Below are 16,187 nucleotides of genomic sequence, written 5' to 3' on the forward strand. Positions count from 1 at the left end.
GCGTTCCGGTGGTGGGTTCGAGCGTCGTGATGACCGGCCGCGTGGGCCGCGTCGCGATGACGACCGTGGCGGCTCGGGTGGCGGTTTCCGCCGCGACGACAGCCGTGGCAACTCGTCCAGTGGTGGCGGCTTCCGCCGCGACGACAACCGTGGTGGCTCGTCCAGTGGTGGCGGTTTCCGGCGCGACGACAGCCGTGGCAACTCGTCCAGCGGTGGTGGCTTCCGGCGGGACGACAGCCGTGGTGGCTCGTCCAGTGGCGGTGGGTTCCGGCGGGACGACAGCCGGCCTTCCGGCGGTGGCGGCGGTTTCCGCCGGGACGACAGCCGGGGCGACCGGGACCGTGCGCCGCGGCGTGACGACAGCCGGGGCGGTTCCTCCGGCGGGTTCCGTGGCCGTCGCGATGACGGCGACCGTGGCGGCTACCGCGGTCGCGACGACCGTGGTGGGTACGAGCGTCGGGACGAGCGTGAGCGTGAGCCGATCAAGCGGCTGCCCATCCCCGACGAGGTCACCGGCCACGAGATCGACAAGGACGTCCGGCAGGAGCTGATGAGCCTGCCCAAGACCCTGGCCGAGGACGTGGCCAGGAACCTGGTCATGGTCGCCCGGCTGCTCGACGAGGACCCCGAGCAGGCTTACGCCTACTCGCGTATCGCTCTGCGACTGGCCTCGCGGGTCGCCGCAGTCCGTGAGGCGGCGGGCTTCGCCGCTTACGCGACCCAGAAGTACGCAGAGGCGCTGGCGGAGTTCCGGGCATCCCGTCGGATGACCGGTTCCGTGGAGCTGTGGCCGGTCATGGCCGACTGCGAACGCGGACTGGGCCGGCCCGAGCGGGCCATGGCCATGGCCGGTGAGCCCGAGGTACAGAAGCTGGACAAGGCAGGACAGGTCGAGATGCGCCTGGTCGCTGCCGGGGCCCGTCGCGACATGGGGCAGATCGACGCCGCCATCGTGACGCTCCAGAGTTCCGAGCTGGCTTCCAGCGCCGTTCACCCGTGGACGCCGCGACTGCGCTACGCGTACGCGGACGCGCTGCTGGCCGCCGGTCGCGAGGACGAGGCGCGCGAGTGGTTCGGGAAGGCACTGGAGGCGGACAAGGACGGCTCCACCGACGCATCGGACCGTCTTGCCGAGCTTGACGGTGTCGAGTTCGTCGATGCTCTCGGCGACGATGACGAGGACGGCGCTCCGGCACCCGCCCCCGCTACTGCCGCCACCGACGAGCGCGACATGGACGACGAGCGCGACGAGGACGATGAGCGCGACGAGGACGATGAGCGCGACGAGGACGACGAGGACGGCGACGTGGACGACGACCGGGACGAGGACGGTCCGGTCACCGCGTAACGCATGAGAAGAGGGCGGCACCCACTCGGGTGCCGCCCTCTTCTGTGTTCGGGGTCAGCCGAGCGTGAGGCTGCGCAGGACCAGGCCCGTGGCCGGCTTGGGGCCGAAGGAGGTCGACTTGCGCGGCATGGTGACGCCCTGCCGGGCCAGGTCCCGTACGACTTCTTCGCGCACCGGGTGCATGAGCACGGCCGTGGCGTTGTGCCGCTCGGCCTGTTCGACGGCGGCGGCGGTGTCGTGGATGTACGCGATGTGCGCCGGGGCGTCGGGGATCTGCCAGACGTGGTCGAGCAGCGCCGAGTGCAGGACCGTCGCGTCCAGGGTGCGCCAGGCCTCCGGGCGGTCGGCCGGAACGGTGCGGGTCAGCAGTGCCTCGTCGGGGCGGTCGACCAGGTGGAAACCGCCGTCGCCCGCGAGCAGGAAGGCGTTGCCGTCGGCGGCCGCGCCGGCCAGGGCGTCGAGGGCATGGGGGAGCGGCCCTTCGATGTCGCGGATCCGGAACAGGCCCGTCAGAGCGGTGAGTGCGTCGGTGACGGGCAGCCCGTGCAGCAGTCGGTGGATGGCCCGGACCCTGAGCGGGTACCGGGCCGTGTCGACCAGGAGGACCAGGCCGAAGTCCCAGGGGCCGGGGGCGGTGTGCTCCTGCTGGAGCCTCAGATAGGTGGCCCAGCGGTGGTGGCCGTCGGCGATCAGGGCCTGGTGACGGGCGAGGTCCGCCTGTGCCGCCGATCGCTCGGCGGGGTCGGTGACCGCCCAGAGCCGATGGCTGTAACCGTCCTCGGTGGTGGTGGAGAGCAGTGGCGGACGGTGGATCGTGCGCTCGATGACGGCCGCCGCCCCCGTGGCGTCGCCGTCGCTGCGGTAGGTCAGCAGCAGGGGTTCGAGATGGGCCTCGGTGGTCCGCATCAGATCGGCGCGGTCCTCGACGACATCGGCCATCACGTCCTCGTGGGGGAGCACGACACCCTCGGCGGGGCCGGAGAGTGCCAGCGCACCGATGATGCCGCGCTGGAGGATCTCGCCGTCCCGCTGCTCGTACACGTAGAGCGCGGGCTCGGGATCGGGGGCGAGGATCCCCTCCGCGAGCCATCGGTCGAGTGTCGCGGCGGCCTGTTCGTGGCGGGCGGACGCGGTGTCGGCCTGCGGCAGGATCAAGCGCACGATGTTGTGCGGATCCGCCGATTCCAGATGGAGCAGCCCGTCGGGCCGTACGACGACGTCGTACGGGGGCGAGGTCACCGCGGCGAGGCTGCCCACCAACTCGGGGACGTAGCGCAGTCCACGGAACGGAATCAGGTGCAGTCCCTGGTCCGCGTGGCCTCGTGTGTTCATTTCTGCATCGTATGTGCGGTTCGGCGATGCGCGATGATCGGGGGGAGACGCAGGCAACGAGGAGCGCAGCATATGAGTCAGTCGAGCAGGACCAGGCCGAGCGGGAGCAGTACCGCGTTGAACGAGGCGTACGACACGGCGCTGCTCGACCTCGACGGAGTGGTGTACGCGGGCGGGCAGGCGATCGACCACGCGGTCGAGGCGCTCGGCACGGCGCGGGACGGCGGGATGCACCTGGCGTATGTGACCAACAACGCGCTGCGGACACCGGCCGCGGTGGCGGAGCACCTGACCGAGCTCGGGGTACCGGCCGAGCCGGCCGACGTGATCACGTCGGCACAGGCCGTGGCCCGGCTGATCGCCGATCAGCTGCCCGCCGGGGCCCGGGTGCTGGTGGTCGGCGGCGAGGGGTTGCGGGTGGCGCTGCGTGAACGCGGCCTGAGGCCGGTGGAGTCGGCGGACGACGAACCGGTCGCGGTGGCGCAGGGATACGGCGGGCCCGACATGGCGTGGGGGCGGTTCGCCGAGGCGGCCTACGCGGTCAACAGCGGCCTGCCGTGGTTCGCGTCCAACACGGATCTGACCATTCCGAGCGCCCGGGGAATCGCGCCGGGCAACGGGGCCGCCGTCGAGGTCGTACGGATCGCGACCGGTGCCGAACCGCAGGTGGCCGGGAAGCCGCTGCCTCCCATGCACCGGGAGACGGTGCTGCGGACCGGTGCGCAGCGGCCGTTGGTGGTCGGGGACCGGCTCGACACGGACATCGAGGGCGCGTTCAACGGCGGTGTGGACTCGCTGCTGGTGTTGACCGGGGTGACGGACGCGGCCCAGCTGCTGGCCGCAGCGCCGGAACACCGGCCGACGTACGTGGACGCCGACCTGCGTGGACTGCTGACGGGGCAGCCCGAGGTGACCCAGGAGGGCGAGGGCTTCGGCTGCGGTGGCTGGACGGCACTCGCCCGGGGCGAGGAGCTCGTCCTGGAAGGTGGCGGGGAGGCACTCGACGGTCTGCGGGCGCTGTGCGCGGCGGCATGGTCGAACGCCGGAACGGGCACGTGCGGGCTGGACTCGGAGAAGGCCGTGGCCAGGCTGGGGCTGTAGCCGTACTGCCCGGTCATGGACGACGGCGCCCGGGGCGGCGCCGGGACTCCGGAACAGCACCGGCCCCCGGAGCCCCGAGGACCCGGGCCGGATCGAGGCGACCGGAGGGTAGGCTAGCCTAACCAGGTGTTCGTTGAGAGTCCCCCGGAACCGAGTGCAGGCCCGATAGCCGCCCCGGACAAGGCCGTGCCGTCCAGACGCCATGCGGTACGAGCCGGGGGCCTTCTGGTGGCCCTGGCCGTGCTGGTGCTGGTGTGCCTGGCGAGCATCGGGATCGGTGCCAAGGCGCTGCCGCTCGCCGATGTCTGGCACGGCCTGTTCCACTACGCCGGCAGCAGCGACGACGTCCTCGTACGGAAGGTCCGCGTTCCCCGGACCGTTCTCGGGCTGCTCGTGGGCAGTGCGCTCGGCCTCGCCGGGGCGGTGATGCAGGCGCTGACCCGTAACCCGCTGGCCGAGCCCGGACTGCTGGGGGTCAACGCGGGAGCGTCGGCCGCGGTCGTCTCCGCCATCAGCTTCTTCGGGGTCACCTCGCTGACCGGGTACGTGTGGTTCGCCTTCGCCGGCGCCGCGATCGTGTCCGTGGCCGTGTACCTCCTCGGCGGCAGCCGGTCCGCGACCCCCGTACGGCTCGCGCTCGCCGGGACCGCGGTGACCGCGGCGCTCTACGGGTACGTCAACGCCGTACAGCTGCTGGATTCGGCGGCGCTGGACCGGCTGCGGTTCTGGACCGTCGGATCACTGGCCTCCGCGAACACCGAGACGGTCGGCAAGGTGTGGCCGTTCATCGCGATCGGCGTCGTCCTGACCCTGCTCATCGCCCGCCCGCTCAACGCGCTGGAGATGGGCGACGACACGGCACGGGCGCTGGGCGCCCATCTGACCAGGACCCGGGTCCTCGCCATGCTCGCCGTCACCCTGCTGTGCGGGGCCGCGACCGCCGCATGCGGGCCGATCGTCTTCATCGGGCTGATGATCCCGCACCTGGTGCGCGCGATCACCGGTCCCGACATGCGGTGGATCCTGCCGTACGCGGCCGTGCTCTCCCCGGCGCTGCTGCTCGGCGCCGACGTGCTGGGCCGGGTCGTCGCCCGTCCCTCCGAACTCCAGGTCGGCATCGTGACCGCCCTGATCGGCGGGCCCGTCTTCATCCACCTCGTCCGACGCAAGAGGATGTCCCAGCTGTGAAGGCCACGAAGGAGACGAAGGGGCCGGTGGGGCCGTCAGGGACCGCCCGGTCGGTGAAGGCCGTGCGGACGGCCGGTGGGTACTCGTTCCGGATGAACGTCCGGGCGGCCCTGGTCATCGTGCTGCTCGCCGCCGTGGTGGCGGCGGCCGGCGTCGTCCTGATCGGCAGCGGCGACTTCTCCATGACCCCTGGCGAGGTCGTCACCACGCTCTTCGGGCACGGCACCTTCCAGCAGGAGTTCATCGTCACGGACCTGCGGCTGCCGCGGGTACTGGTCGGGCTGCTGGTGGGGGCGGCGCTCGGCGCGGGCGGTGCCGTCTTCCAGACCATCTCGCGCAACCCGCTCGGCAGCCCCGACGTGCTGGGCTTCGGCCAGGGTGCGACGGTGGGGGCGCTGACCGTGATCGTCCTGTTCCAGGGCGGTGCGACGGCCGTCGCGGGCGGCGCGGTGACCGGGGGGCTGCTGACCGGTGTGGCGGTCTACCTGCTGGCGTGGAAACGCGGAGTGCACGGATTCCGGCTCGTGCTGGTCGGGATCGGCGCCGCCGCCATCCTGACCGCCGTGACCCAGTACCTGATCACCAAGGCCGACCTCGTGGACGCCACCAGGGCCGTCGTCTGGATGACCGGTTCGCTCGACGGACGGGACTGGGCCCAGGTCTGGCCGCTGCTCGCCGTGTGCGCCGTCCTACTGCCGCTCGTGTTCGGGCACGGACCGGCCCTGCGGGTGATGGAGATGGGCGACGATGCCGCGTACGCGCTCGGCGTGCGGGTCGAACGCACCCGGCTCGTCCTGATGGGCTCCGCCGTCCTGCTCGTCGCCGTCGCCACGGCCGCCGCCGGTCCGATCGCGTTCGTCTCGCTGAGCGCGCCGCAGCTGGCCCGTCGGCTGACCCGCTCGACCGGACCCAACCTGGTGGCCGCGACCTTCATGGGCGCGGCCCTCCTGCTCGTCGCCGACTGGGTCGCGCTCGACGCCTTCGGCGACCGGCAGCTGCCCGTCGGCGTGGTGACCGGCGTGCTCGGCGGCTGCTACCTGCTGTGGCTACTGGTGTCCGAGCGCAAGGCGGGCCGCATATGACGGCCGGCACCGGACACCCGGAGTCCGCACCCGCCCCGCCCGGCAGCCCGCGTTCCGCGCATCCCTCCAGCACCCCGACCGACCCACGGAGTACGACCATGCAGCGCCTCACCGCGGACTCGGTGACCCTCGGCTACGACCAGCGGATCATCGCGGAGAACCTCTCGGTCGAGATACCGGACCACTCCTTCACCGTCATCGTCGGCCCCAACGCCTGCGGCAAGTCGACATTGCTGCGGGCGCTCTCCCGGATGCTCAAGCCGAGCCGGGGCCGGGTGCTGCTGGACGGGCAGGCGATCCACTCGATGCCCGCGAAGAAGGTCGCCAGGACGCTCGGGCTGCTGCCCCAGTCCTCGATCGCGCCGGACGGCATCACCGTGGCGGATCTGGTGGCCCGGGGGCGCTATCCGCACCAGGGGCTGTTGCGGCAGTGGTCACCCGAGGACGAACGCATTGTCGAGGAATCGATGGCGGCGACCGGCGTCGGTGAGCTCGGCGATCGTTATGTCGACGAATTGTCCGGCGGGCAGCGTCAGCGGGTCTGGATCGCGATGGCGCTCGCGCAGCAGACGCCGCTGCTGCTGCTGGACGAGCCGACGACGTACCTGGACATCCAGCACCAGATCGATGTGCTCGACCTGTGTGCCGAACTGCACGAGACACAGGGGCGCACGCTGGTGGCGGTCCTGCACGACCTGAATCACGCAGCGCGGTACGCCACGCATCTCATCGCGATGCGTGAGGGCGAGATCGTCGCGGAGGGGCCGCCCGGGGAGATCGTCACCGCGGAGCTGGTGGAGCGGGTGTTCGGGCTCCGGTGCCAGGTGATCCCCGATCCGGAGACGGGGACGCCGCTCGTGGTGCCGGCCGCGCGGGTGCGTGGGGCGCGGGTCGCGTCGGCGTAAGTCGGCGTAAGTCGGTGCAAGCCGGCGTAAGGGACCGGAGCATCGGCCGTGGCCGTCGGTGTGCGGGGGATGTGCGGGTGGTGGGCGCGACCGGCGGTCACGCCTTGTCCTCAATCGCCGGACGGGCCCGATCGTGCCGCGTGCGGTTCCGATCGAGGCACGATCGGGCCTGACCCGGCCACAGCCTGGCTACAGCAGGGACCTGAGCTTCAGGAGATCGCGGAAGCCGGCTTCCAGGCGGACTCGGCCCGAGCCCCAGGCCTTGGCGAAGTTCAGTTCGCCGTTCACCATGGCCACCAGGTCGTCCCCGGTCATCGCCAGCCTGATCTCCGCCTTCTCCGGCGGCGGCCCCTCGACCGTGTCCAGGACCTGGATCCGGCCGCCGGCCAGCCTGCCGGTGAACGTGATGTCGAGGTCCTTGATGTGACAGCTCAGCGAACGGTCGAGGGCAGCAGCGCTGCGCACGTCCCCGTCCGCCCCCGCGAGGTTGTCCGAAAGTCTGTCGAGTGCGCTGCGGCACTCCGCCATGGTCGCCATTGTGATCGACGGTACCCCAGCCCTTCGGGGTAGCGTTTCCCGCATGAGCGACTCGATGCCGGGGCCGGGGACGGCCGCCGGAACCGCGCCCGGGGAGATCCCGCAGGACGCGCCGCAGGAGCCGCCCCGGGCGGCCGCGCACGAACCCGCCGTCCCCGAGCCCCTCGGCGTCGTCCGCACGGCCACGGGCAACGCGGAGGTGGACGCCCGACTGGAGCGTCTGGCCGATGCCGACCACCTCCCGGCGGACGGACACATCGAGGTGTACGAGGATGTACACCGTGGCCTGCGTGACGCGCTGACCGCGTTGGACGCCGGACCCGCAGCGGTACGCCCGCAGGCCCCCTCGTACAACAACTCGTACAACAACAGGAGCTGAACCGAACGTGGCAGGAGTGGCCCGTCGCCGCCTCGACTCCGAGCTGGTACGCCGTAAGCTCGCCCGCTCACGCGAGCACGCCAGCCAGCTGATCGCAGCGGGCCGGGTGACCATCGGAGGCAACACCGCGACCAAACCGGCCACCCAGGTCGAGACGAGCGCCGCGGTAGTCGTCACCAAGGACGACAGCGACCCCGAGTACGTCTCGCGCGGCGGCCACAAACTGGCCGGAGCCCTCGCCGCCTTCGTGCCCCTGGGACTGACCGTGCAGGGGCGCCTCGCGCTGGACGCCGGGGCGTCTACCGGCGGGTTCACCGATGTGCTGCTGCGGGCCGGAGCGGCACGCGTCCTCGCCGTGGACGTCGGCTACGGGCAGCTCGCCTGGTCGCTCCAGTCCGATGAACGCGTCACCGTCAAGGACCGCACCAATGTGCGGGAACTGACACCCGAGGCGATCGACGGGCGGCTGGTCGACCTGGTGGTGGGCGATCTGTCGTTCATCCCGCTGGGGCTCGTACTGCCCGCCCTGGCGCGCTGCGCCGCACCCGGCGCGGACCTGGTCCTCATGGTCAAACCCCAGTTCGAGGTGGGCAAGGAGCGCCTCGGCAGCGGCGGGGTGGTGCGCAGCCCCGAGCTGCGGGCCGAAGCCGTACGGGAGGTGGCGCGCCGGGCCTGGGCGCTGGGTCTGGGGGTCCGGGGCGTGACGGCCAGCCCGTTGCCGGGGCCCTCGGGGAATGTCGAGTACTTTCTGTGGCTGCGGGCCGGCGCACCTGAGCTGGATCCCGCAGATGTCGACCGTGCAGTGGCGGAGGGGCCTCGTTGACGACGAATGCGGCACGAACAGTCTTTCTTTTGGCGCACACCGGCCGGCCGGCCGCGATCCGCAGCGCCGAACTGGTGGTCCAGGGGCTGCTCCGCAGCGGTCTGGGCGTACGGGTGCTGGCGACCGAGGCGGCCGACCTGCCGCTGCCACCGTCCGTCGAGACGGTCACGGATGCCACCCCCGAGGCGGTGAACGGGTGCGAACTGCTGATCGTGCTCGGCGGGGACGGGACGCTGCTGCGCGGCGCCGAGCTCTCGCGCGCCTCCGGGGTGCCGATGCTCGGCGTCAACCTCGGCCGGGTCGGCTTCCTCGCCGAGGCGGAGCGCGACGACCTGGACAAGGTCGTCGACCGGGTCGTCACCCGGGCGTACACCGTCGAGGAACGCATGACGCTCGACGTCCTCGTGCACAGCAACGGGGAGGTCGTCCACACCGACTGGGCGCTCAACGAGGCGGCCGTGCAGAAGGTGTCGCCCGAGCGGATGCTGGAGGTCGTGCTGGAGATCGACGGCCGGCCTGTGACCGGGTTCGGCTGCGACGGCATCGTGTGCGCGACGCCCACCGGCTCGACCGCGTACGCCTTCTCGGCCGGCGGCCCCGTCGTCTGGCCCGAGGTCGAGGCGCTCCTGATGGTCCCGATCAGCGCCCACGCACTGTTCGCCAAGCCCTTGGTGACCTCGCCCACGTCGGTGCTGGCCGTCGAGGTCCAGCCGCACACCCCGCACGGGGTGCTGTGGTGCGACGGCCGCAGGACGGTGGAACTGCCCGCCGGCGCCCGTGTCGAGGTGCGGCGGGGTGCCGTGCCGGTACGGCTGGCCCGGCTGCACCAGGCCTCCTTCACCGACCGGCTGGTGGCCAAGTTCGCCCTGCCGGTGTCGGGGTGGCGGGGCGCACCGCACTGACCCGGGTCCGGGTGGCCGGGAAGTCCGCCGGGCCACCCGATCCGGCGTCCCGGCAGCGGCCCGTGTGCGCGCGGGCCCCGAAACCTCGTATGGTCATGTCCGTGTTGGAGGAGATGCGGATACGGTCGCTCGGAGTCATCGACGACGCGGTGGTGGAGCTGTCACCCGGTTTCACCGCGGTGACCGGTGAGACCGGCGCGGGCAAGACCATGGTCGTCACCAGCCTGGGGCTGCTGCTCGGCGGACGTGCGGATCCCGCCCTGGTGCGGATCGGTGCGAAAGCCGCGGTCGTCGAGGGCCGGATCACGGTGTCCGACGGCGACGCGGCGGCGCTGCGGGCCGAGGAGGCCGGTGCGGAGATCGAGGACGGTGCGCTGCTGATCAGCCGTACCGTTTCCGCGGAGGGGCGCTCCCGCGCGCATCTGGGCGGCAGATCCGTGCCGGTGGGCGTGCTGGCCGAACTCGCCGACGAACTCGTCGCCGTGCACGGCCAGACCGACCAGCAGGGGCTGCTCAAGCCCGCCCGGCAGCGGCAGGCCCTGGACCGGTACGCGGGCGACGGCGTCACCGCGCCGCACACCGAGTACGCCACGGCCTACCGCCGGCTGCGCGACGTCGTGACGGAACTCGACGAACTGACGACCCGGGCCCGCGAACGCGCCCAGGAAGCCGACCTGCTGCGCTTCGGGCTCAACGAGATCGCCGCGGTCGAACCGCTGCCCGGTGAGGACACCGAGCTCGCCGCCGAGGCCCAGCGCCTCGGCCACGCGGACGCCCTCGCCTCGGCCGCCGCCCTCGCGCACACCGCGCTGGCCGGCAACCCCGAGGACCAGGAGGCGGTCGACGCGACCACGATCGTGGCCGCGGCCGGACAGGCGCTGGAAGGGGTGCGGTCCCACGACCCGGCGCTGGCCGCACTCGCGGACCGGGTCGGTGAGATCTCCATCCTGCTCTCCGACGTCGCGGGCGAACTCGCGGGCTACGCCGACCAGCTGGACTCCGACCCGCTGCGGCTCGCCGCGGTCGAGGAGCGCCGCGCCGCGCTCACCGCCCTCACCCGCAAGTACGGCGAGGACCTCGCCGCCGTGCAGGCCTGGGCCGAGGACGGCGCCGCGCGTCTCACCGAGCTGGAGGGCGACGACGACCGGATCGGTGAGCTCACCGCCGAACGGGACGCGCTGCGCGCCGAACTCTCCGGACTCGGCCAGGCGCTCACCGACGCCCGTACGGCGGCGGCCGCGCTCTTCGCCGACGCGGTCACCGCGGAACTGGCCTCCCTCGCCATGCCGCACGCCCGAGTCTCCTTCGACATCCGGCAGACCGAGGCGGCCGACGAGGCCTCCGGCATCGACATCGGCGGACGCAGCGTGGCCTACGGGCCGTCCGGGGCCGACGAGGTGGAACTGCTGCTGGCCCCGCACCCCGGCGCCCAGCCCCGCCCGATCGCCAAGGGCGCCTCGGGCGGTGAGCTGTCCCGGGTGATGCTCGCCGTCGAGGTGGTCTTCGCCGGCTCCGACCCCGTACCCACCTACCTCTTCGACGAGGTCGACGCGGGCGTCGGAGGCAAGGCCGCCGTCGAGGTGGGCCGGCGGCTGGCGAAGCTGGCCAGGTCCGCCCAGGTCGTCGTCGTCACCCACCTGCCCCAGGTGGCCGCGTTCGCCGACCGCCAGCTGCTGGTCGAGAAGACCGTGGACGGCTCGGTGACCAGGAGCGGCGTCACCGTCCTGGAGGGCGAGGAGCGGGTACGCGAGCTGTCCCGGATGCTCGCGGGCCAGGAGGACTCCGAGACGGCCCGCGCCCATGCGGAGGAACTGCTCGCCACGGCACGCGCGGACGGCTGAGGGCTGTCCCTTCAGGGCTGTCCCGTCATCCCCGGCAGGTGCGGGACAGCCCCCAGGACGTGTTCCGAAGGCAGCGCCGTCCGCCCGGCGGCGGGGCGGGCGGGACCTTCAGAACACGCCCTGGAGCCACCGGCGCACGGGCCGGGCGTGCGCCTCCCGGCCCGTCGGAGCTCTCCTCCGCGGACAGGTCCCGGGTACGGGCGTCGAGATACCGCACACATTTTCACCCGTGCGAGTGGTGCGCCACGCCCGGTTTGTCGCGGTGCGCACCGGAGTTACGGTCCGCCCGTGCCGGAACGTGCGTACGGACTGGCATCCTTGGCGGTGCACACACCGCCGACTCGGGAGCCCCGGGAGCCATTCAACGTGTCACAGCTGCGTACGGTCCAAGTGCTGGGCGGAGGCAGTGCGGGAAGCAGCGCCCATGTCGGCTCGCTGGCCGCCGGACTGGTCGCGAGAGGCGTGCAGGTCACCGTCTGCGCCCCGGCCGGACTGGACCGCACCTACGAGTTCTCCGCGACGGGGGCCCGCTTCGCGCCCGTACCCAGGCGCACTGATCCCGCCGCCGTCGCCGCGCTGCGCGTTGCCTGCGCGGGCGCCGACGTCGTCCACGCGCACGGGCTGCACGCCGCCGTCCGGGCCGCGATGGCGCTCGGCGGCCGGCGCGTCCCGCTGGTCGTCACCTGGCACACCAGGGCGCATGCCGAGGGCGCGCGCCGCCGGCTGCTGCACCTGCTGGAGCGAAGGGCCGCCCGGGCGGCGGCTGTTGTGCTCGGCACCTCGTCGGATCTGGTCGACCGGGCGCGGCTGAGGGGGGCGCGCGACGCCAGGCTCGCGCCTGTCGCCACTCCAGCACCTCGCGTACCCGCCACACTGTCCGACGGCAAGGTGCGGGCCGAACTCGGAGCGGTCGAGCGGCCGTTGATCATGGCCGTGGGCAGCCTCGTACCCCATCACGGGTTCGGCACGCTGCTCGACGCGGCGCGCGCCTGGCGCCGGCTCGACCCCGTACCCCTGGTGGTCATCGCTGGGGAGGGGCGCGAACGGCAGGCTCTGCAGCGTCGGATCAAGGCCGAGGACCTGCCCGTCTCGCTGGTCGGCAGCCGCGACGACGTCACCGAGCTGTTGGCCGCCGCCGACCTGGCCGTTCTGCCCAGCCGCTGGGAGTCGCGCTCGCTGGTGGCCCAGGACGCGCTGCGGATCGGCGTGCCGCTCGTGGCCACCGCGGTCGGCGGGGTGCCCGAACTGGTGGGTGACGCGGCGGAACTCGTGCCGTACGCCAACGCGGAGGCGCTCGCCCGCACGGTGTCCCGGCTGCTCGGCGATCCGGTGGAACGGGACCGGCTGGCCGCCGCGGGACTCGTGCAGGCGGCGGGCTGGCCGACCGAGGACGACACGATCGCGCAAGTGCTGAGCGTGTACGACGAGTTGGCCCAGCCGCTGGCGGTTGCGTGGAACCGCTGATCCGCCGGGCAGCCCCGGGCCGCCGCTACGTGGCGTGCCGGCGGGCGCGCAGCGCAAGGCTCAGGGCCAGTACCGCCTGCGGGTCGTCGAGATCGGTGCCGAGGAGTTCACCGATACGGGCCAGCCGGTTGTACAGCGTCTGACGGTTCAGATGCAGCTCTCGCGCCGTCTCCGCCTTACGGCCCGCGTGCGCCAGATACGTCTCCAGCGTCGGCAGCAGCGGAGGGCGCGAGGTGCGGTCGTGATCGCGCAGCGGGCCGATCGCGCGCTCGACGAACGCCGCCAGATCCGGATGGTCCCGCAGCCGCCACAGCAGCAGATCGATATCGAGGCGCCGGGCGTCGTACCAGGGCCGGTCGTCGAGCCCCTGCGCGGCCGTGGCCGTCTCCGCCGCGTGCCGGAGCCCCGCACCGGCCGTCGTCCAACTGCCGGCCACGCCGACCACGACGACCGGGGGGCGGGAGCCCGCCCGCTCCAGACCGGCCCGTTCCACTCCGGCCCGCAGCGCCGCCGAGACCCGGTCGGCCACCGCGGTGCGCTCCGTCCCGGTCCGCAGCGCCAGCAGCAGCGGCACCCTGCCCTCCACCGGCCGCACCCCGAGCAGCACCGGCACACCCACCGAGGACAGCTCCTCCAGGACCGCTCGTGCCAGCAGTGCCCAGTTGCCGGACGGGGACAGCTCGGGCGCCAGCCGCATCACCACGGGCAGCAGCGGCATCTCACCCGGCCTGAAGCCCAGCACCCGGGCCTGCGCCGGTGCGTCCTCGGGTGCGATCCGGCCCTCGGCGAGATCCGTCAGGAAGTCACCGCGTCCGCGCGCCGCGAGCTCCTCCTCCTGACGGGCCTGCATCAGCACAACGGCGAGAATGCCCGCCGCGCGCTCCGCCGCCATCCGGTGCACCGTCACCAGCGGCCCGTCCACGGCCAGCAGCACCAGCCTGGCCCGTACCGAACCTGCCCCTGGCCCCCCACCCGGCACATCCACCAGCACCGCGTCGGCGGGCGGCGACTCGCGGGCCGCCCGGCCGCCGCGCATCCCGTCCCAGACCTGGAGCGGATCGGCGGAGACCGGACCGGCCTCGGTACCCGCCGCGTAGAGCAGTTGGCCGTCGGCAGTCTCCAGGAACACCGGATTGGCCGTGAAGTCCGCCAGGATGCCCAGCACCTGGGGCACCCCGCCACCGCCGAGCAGCGCTTGCGTGCAGCGCCGGTGGACCTCCTCGGCCTGCTGGAGGAGGGCGTAGTGGCCGTTGACGATCTCGGTGTGGATCTCCTCGGTCACCGTCACGAACGGCACCTCGCGGTGCAGCTGGACCAACGGCAGCCCGGCGGCACGCGCGGCGTCCACGATCGAGGCGGGCAGCCTGCTGAACCGGGGACCGAGCTCCACCACCAGCGCGGCGATACCGCGGTCGGCGAGCCTGCGGACGAAGGCGCGCTGCTCGGCGGGGCGGGTGCCGAGCCCGAGACCCGTGGTGAGGAGCAGCTCGCCGCCCTTCAGCAGCGAGGCGATGTTGGGGACCTCACCCGCGTGCACCCAGCGCACCGTACGGCTGAGCCGGTCGGCGCCGGACACCACTTCCGGGAGCCCGCTGCGCAGCCCCGGCAGGTCGAGGGCCCGCTGCACGGTGATGCCGCCTTGCGTCTCCACTGGCTCCGGCCTCGCGCTTCGCTCGTCGGACAGGGCGGTCGCCCTGATCAGGAAGGTACCGGCCCGCAGCGTCGCGGGCGTCGTCGGGGCGGCGCGGTGCGGAGACGGCCCGACCGGCCCGGCGGACCGCTGTTGACGGTGCCCGGCGCCGCTGCGATCTTGAAAATCCTGTGCGGCGGGGCACTTCTGCCCATGCCCGGGAGTGGGGGAACAGTGGACGAGAACCTACGGCTGCCCGGCCCGCTGGTCGGCACCGACTGGCTCGCCGGGCGACTGGGCGCGCCGGGCCTGCTGGTGCTGGACGCCTCCGTCGGGGCGCACCGGGACTCCGGGCACCGGATACCGGGGGCGCGGCCCTTCGACATCGACGGGGCGCTCAGCGACCACACGGTCCCGCTGCCCCACACGATGCCGGACGCCGACCGGTTCACCGAGGAGCTCCGCTCCCTCGGCCTGCGCACCGGTGACACCGTCGTCGTCTACGACGCGGTGGGCGTCTACTCCAGCGCCCGTGCCTGGTGGATGCTCCGTGCGATGGGCTTCGACCGGGTGGCCGTGCTCGACGGTGGCCTGCCCGGCTGGGCCGGTGCCGGACTGCCGCTGGAGAGCGGCGTGCCCGAGGCCGCTCCGGAGCGCGGCGACTTCACGGCCGTACCGCGCCCGGGGCTGATCGTCGGCGCCGACGAGGTGGCCGGTGCGCTGGCCGACCCGGCGTGCGTGGTCCTCGACGCCAGGACGCGGGAACGGTTTCTCGGTTCGGCCCCCGAACCGCGCGCCGGGCTGCGGGGCGGCCATATGCCGGGTGCGGTAAGTCTGCCGTTCGGCGAGATCCAGCGCGACGGCCGGATGCTCCCGGCCGCCGGACTGCGCACCGCGTTCGCCGCCCTGACGGGTGACCGGGAGCGGCTGTACTTCAGCTGCGGATCGGGTGTCACCGCCTGCGTCCTGACGCTGGGGGCGGAGCTGGCCGGGTACCGCGAGCTGGCGGTGTACGACGGGTCCTGGAGCGAATGGGGGCTTGCCTCGGGACGGCGACCCGTGGTGAGGGGACCGGCGAGCGCCTGACGCCCGGCCGGACGGGGTGGACGCCGGACACCGGCGTCCACACCGGGGCCCGCCGCGGTCGCGGCGGAGCCCTGTAGGTTCCGGCGAGCCGTGTCCTCTGGAGCTGTAGTGACCTGCACTTTCAGGCCGGATTCCGCGGTCGTGTCAGTGACACAGTCCCGCTTTCGTGTCATTTTCCTCAGCGAACGGAAGAGCCAACGGCCGTTCACTGATGGCAACTCCAGTCGGCGGACCTCAGCCCGTGACGCCGCAGCCGCTGGTCATTGAACTGAACCTCCAGATGGGGCCAGGCTGTGGCCAGGCGCGAAAGATCGCCATCCTCCGGCAGGGGCACCGAACCCAGAGACTCGTCCGGCTTGAAATGGGCCAGCGTCCCGGTCGTGCCATCGACCTCGACGGGTTCAAGGTCACTGACGGGAACGCCGTGTTCGTAGCGCTGGGTCCAGGCCCCATTGAGGCGACGGTTGGTGTGGACTAGGTGTATTGACCCGCAGCGTTGTTCACGCGGTGGATGGGCGGGTGTCCGTTGAGTGCGGTGTGGCAGCGGTGGTGGTTGTAGGTGTGGAGGA

The 16,187-nt window shown here is 72.7% G+C and carries 14 protein-coding genes and 1 pseudogene; 11 read left to right on the plus strand and 4 right to left on the minus strand.

Features of this window, described 5'->3' with window-relative positions; all coding sequences use genetic code 11:
- The first annotated feature begins 550 nt into the window (after positions 1-550).
- Complete coding sequence (locus ACFVJX_RS34795; RefSeq protein ID WP_384136490.1) at positions 551-1,348, plus strand: tetratricopeptide repeat protein; 798 nt, start codon at positions 551-553, stop codon at positions 1,346-1,348.
- A gap of 54 nt (positions 1,349-1,402) precedes the next feature.
- Here ACFVJX_RS34795 and ACFVJX_RS34800 read toward each other — a convergent pair whose 3' ends face one another.
- Positions 1,403-2,680 (minus strand): DUF1015 domain-containing protein, encoded by a 1,278-nt coding sequence (locus tag ACFVJX_RS34800; protein WP_384136466.1) that lies wholly within the window; start codon positions 2,678-2,680, stop codon positions 1,403-1,405.
- A 72-nt stretch (positions 2,681-2,752) separates the two neighbouring features.
- Between ACFVJX_RS34800 and ACFVJX_RS34805 the strand changes: the two genes are divergently transcribed.
- The 4 genes from ACFVJX_RS34805 to ACFVJX_RS34820 all read left to right on the plus strand — a co-directional run bounded on the left by ACFVJX_RS34805 (position 2,753) and on the right by ACFVJX_RS34820 (position 6,956).
- Positions 2,753-3,781, plus strand: a complete 1,029-nt coding sequence (locus ACFVJX_RS34805) for an HAD-IIA family hydrolase (protein ID WP_384136468.1) — start codon at positions 2,753-2,755, stop codon at positions 3,779-3,781.
- A gap of 228 nt (positions 3,782-4,009) precedes the next feature.
- The gene (locus tag ACFVJX_RS34810) at positions 4,010-4,969 is read left to right on the plus strand and encodes a FecCD family ABC transporter permease (RefSeq protein ID WP_384136492.1); all 960 of its coding nucleotides are present in this window, start codon (positions 4,010-4,012) and stop codon (positions 4,967-4,969) included.
- Positions 4,966-6,051 (plus strand): FecCD family ABC transporter permease, encoded by a 1,086-nt coding sequence (locus tag ACFVJX_RS34815; protein ID WP_384136470.1) that lies wholly within the window; start codon positions 4,966-4,968, stop codon positions 6,049-6,051. Before ACFVJX_RS34810 ends, ACFVJX_RS34815 begins: the two co-directional genes overlap by 4 nt.
- A 98-nt stretch (positions 6,052-6,149) precedes the next feature.
- Complete coding sequence (locus tag ACFVJX_RS34820; RefSeq protein ID WP_384136472.1) at positions 6,150-6,956, plus strand: ABC transporter ATP-binding protein; 807 nt, start codon at positions 6,150-6,152, stop codon at positions 6,954-6,956.
- Positions 6,957-7,145: 189 nt separating this feature from the next.
- On the opposite strand, the gene ACFVJX_RS34825 is transcribed toward ACFVJX_RS34820, so the two are convergent.
- Positions 7,146-7,493 carry an SCP2 sterol-binding domain-containing protein gene (locus ACFVJX_RS34825; protein ID WP_384136474.1) on the minus strand — a complete coding sequence of 116 codons (348 nt, stop codon included), beginning with the start codon at positions 7,491-7,493 and terminating at the stop codon, positions 7,146-7,148.
- Positions 7,494-7,536: 43 nt separating this feature from the next.
- On the opposite strand from ACFVJX_RS34825, the gene ACFVJX_RS34830 reads away from it, so the two are divergent.
- The 5 genes from ACFVJX_RS34830 (at position 7,537) to ACFVJX_RS34850 (ending at position 12,902) form a co-directional block, all read left to right on the plus strand.
- The gene (locus ACFVJX_RS34830) at positions 7,537-7,872 is read left to right on the plus strand and encodes a hypothetical protein (RefSeq protein ID WP_384136476.1); all 336 of its coding nucleotides are present in this window, start codon (positions 7,537-7,539) and stop codon (positions 7,870-7,872) included.
- 7 nt (positions 7,873-7,879) lie between these two features.
- The gene (locus ACFVJX_RS34835; RefSeq protein ID WP_384136478.1) at positions 7,880-8,695 is read left to right on the plus strand and encodes a TlyA family RNA methyltransferase; all 816 of its coding nucleotides are present in this window, start codon (positions 7,880-7,882) and stop codon (positions 8,693-8,695) included.
- Positions 8,692-9,597 carry an NAD kinase gene (locus ACFVJX_RS34840; protein WP_384136480.1) on the plus strand — a complete coding sequence of 302 codons (906 nt, stop codon included), beginning with the start codon at positions 8,692-8,694 and terminating at the stop codon, positions 9,595-9,597. Before ACFVJX_RS34835 ends, ACFVJX_RS34840 begins: the two co-directional genes overlap by 4 nt.
- Before the next feature lie 95 nt (positions 9,598-9,692).
- On the plus strand, positions 9,693-11,438 hold the full coding sequence (gene recN, locus ACFVJX_RS34845) for a DNA repair protein RecN (protein ID WP_384136482.1): 1,746 nt from the start codon (positions 9,693-9,695) through the stop codon (positions 11,436-11,438).
- Between the two features lie 366 nt (positions 11,439-11,804).
- Positions 11,805-12,902 carry a glycosyltransferase family 4 protein gene (locus tag ACFVJX_RS34850; protein WP_384136484.1) on the plus strand — a complete coding sequence of 366 codons (1,098 nt, stop codon included), beginning with the start codon at positions 11,805-11,807 and terminating at the stop codon, positions 12,900-12,902.
- Positions 12,903-12,927: 25 nt separating this feature from the next.
- Here the strand turns inward: ACFVJX_RS34850 and ACFVJX_RS34855 are convergent, their stop codons facing one another.
- A complete protein-coding gene (locus tag ACFVJX_RS34855) occupies positions 12,928-14,553 on the minus strand; it encodes a PucR family transcriptional regulator (protein WP_384136486.1) in 1,626 nt (541 codons plus the stop codon).
- Positions 14,554-14,745: 192 nt separating this feature from the next.
- Between ACFVJX_RS34855 and ACFVJX_RS34860 the strand changes: the two genes are divergently transcribed.
- Positions 14,746-15,618 carry a sulfurtransferase gene (locus tag ACFVJX_RS34860; protein ID WP_384136488.1) on the plus strand — a complete coding sequence of 291 codons (873 nt, stop codon included), beginning with the start codon at positions 14,746-14,748 and terminating at the stop codon, positions 15,616-15,618.
- 205 nt (positions 15,619-15,823) lie between these two features.
- On the opposite strand, the pseudogene ACFVJX_RS34865 reads toward ACFVJX_RS34860, so the two are convergent.
- Positions 15,824-16,187 (minus strand): annotated as a pseudogene (locus tag ACFVJX_RS34865) (hypothetical protein); the annotation flags it as partial.

It is taken from the genome of Streptomyces sp. NPDC127177 (genome assembly GCF_042672475.1).
In the GTDB taxonomy this organism is placed as follows: Bacteria; Actinomycetota; Actinomycetes; order Streptomycetales; family Streptomycetaceae; genus Streptomyces.

Excerpts from the sequence above, each read along its gene's own strand:
- ACFVJX_RS34795 (WP_384136490.1), top strand. The coding sequence starts at position 551 with ATGAGCCTGCCCAAGACCCTGGCCGAGGACGTGGCCAGGAACCTGGTC.
- ACFVJX_RS34800 (WP_384136466.1), bottom strand. The coding sequence starts at position 2,680 with ATGAACACACGAGGCCACGCGGACCAGGGACTGCACCTGATTCCGTTC.
- ACFVJX_RS34805 (WP_384136468.1), top strand. The coding sequence starts at position 2,753 with ATGAGTCAGTCGAGCAGGACCAGGCCGAGCGGGAGCAGTACCGCGTTG.
- ACFVJX_RS34820 (WP_384136472.1), top strand. The coding sequence starts at position 6,150 with ATGCAGCGCCTCACCGCGGACTCGGTGACCCTCGGCTACGACCAGCGG.
- ACFVJX_RS34825 (WP_384136474.1), bottom strand. The coding sequence starts at position 7,493 with ATGGCGACCATGGCGGAGTGCCGCAGCGCACTCGACAGACTTTCGGAC.
- ACFVJX_RS34830 (WP_384136476.1), top strand. The coding sequence starts at position 7,537 with ATGAGCGACTCGATGCCGGGGCCGGGGACGGCCGCCGGAACCGCGCCC.
- recN (WP_384136482.1), top strand. The coding sequence starts at position 9,693 with ATGTCCGTGTTGGAGGAGATGCGGATACGGTCGCTCGGAGTCATCGAC.
- ACFVJX_RS34860 (WP_384136488.1), top strand. The coding sequence starts at position 14,746 with ATGCCCGGGAGTGGGGGAACAGTGGACGAGAACCTACGGCTGCCCGGC.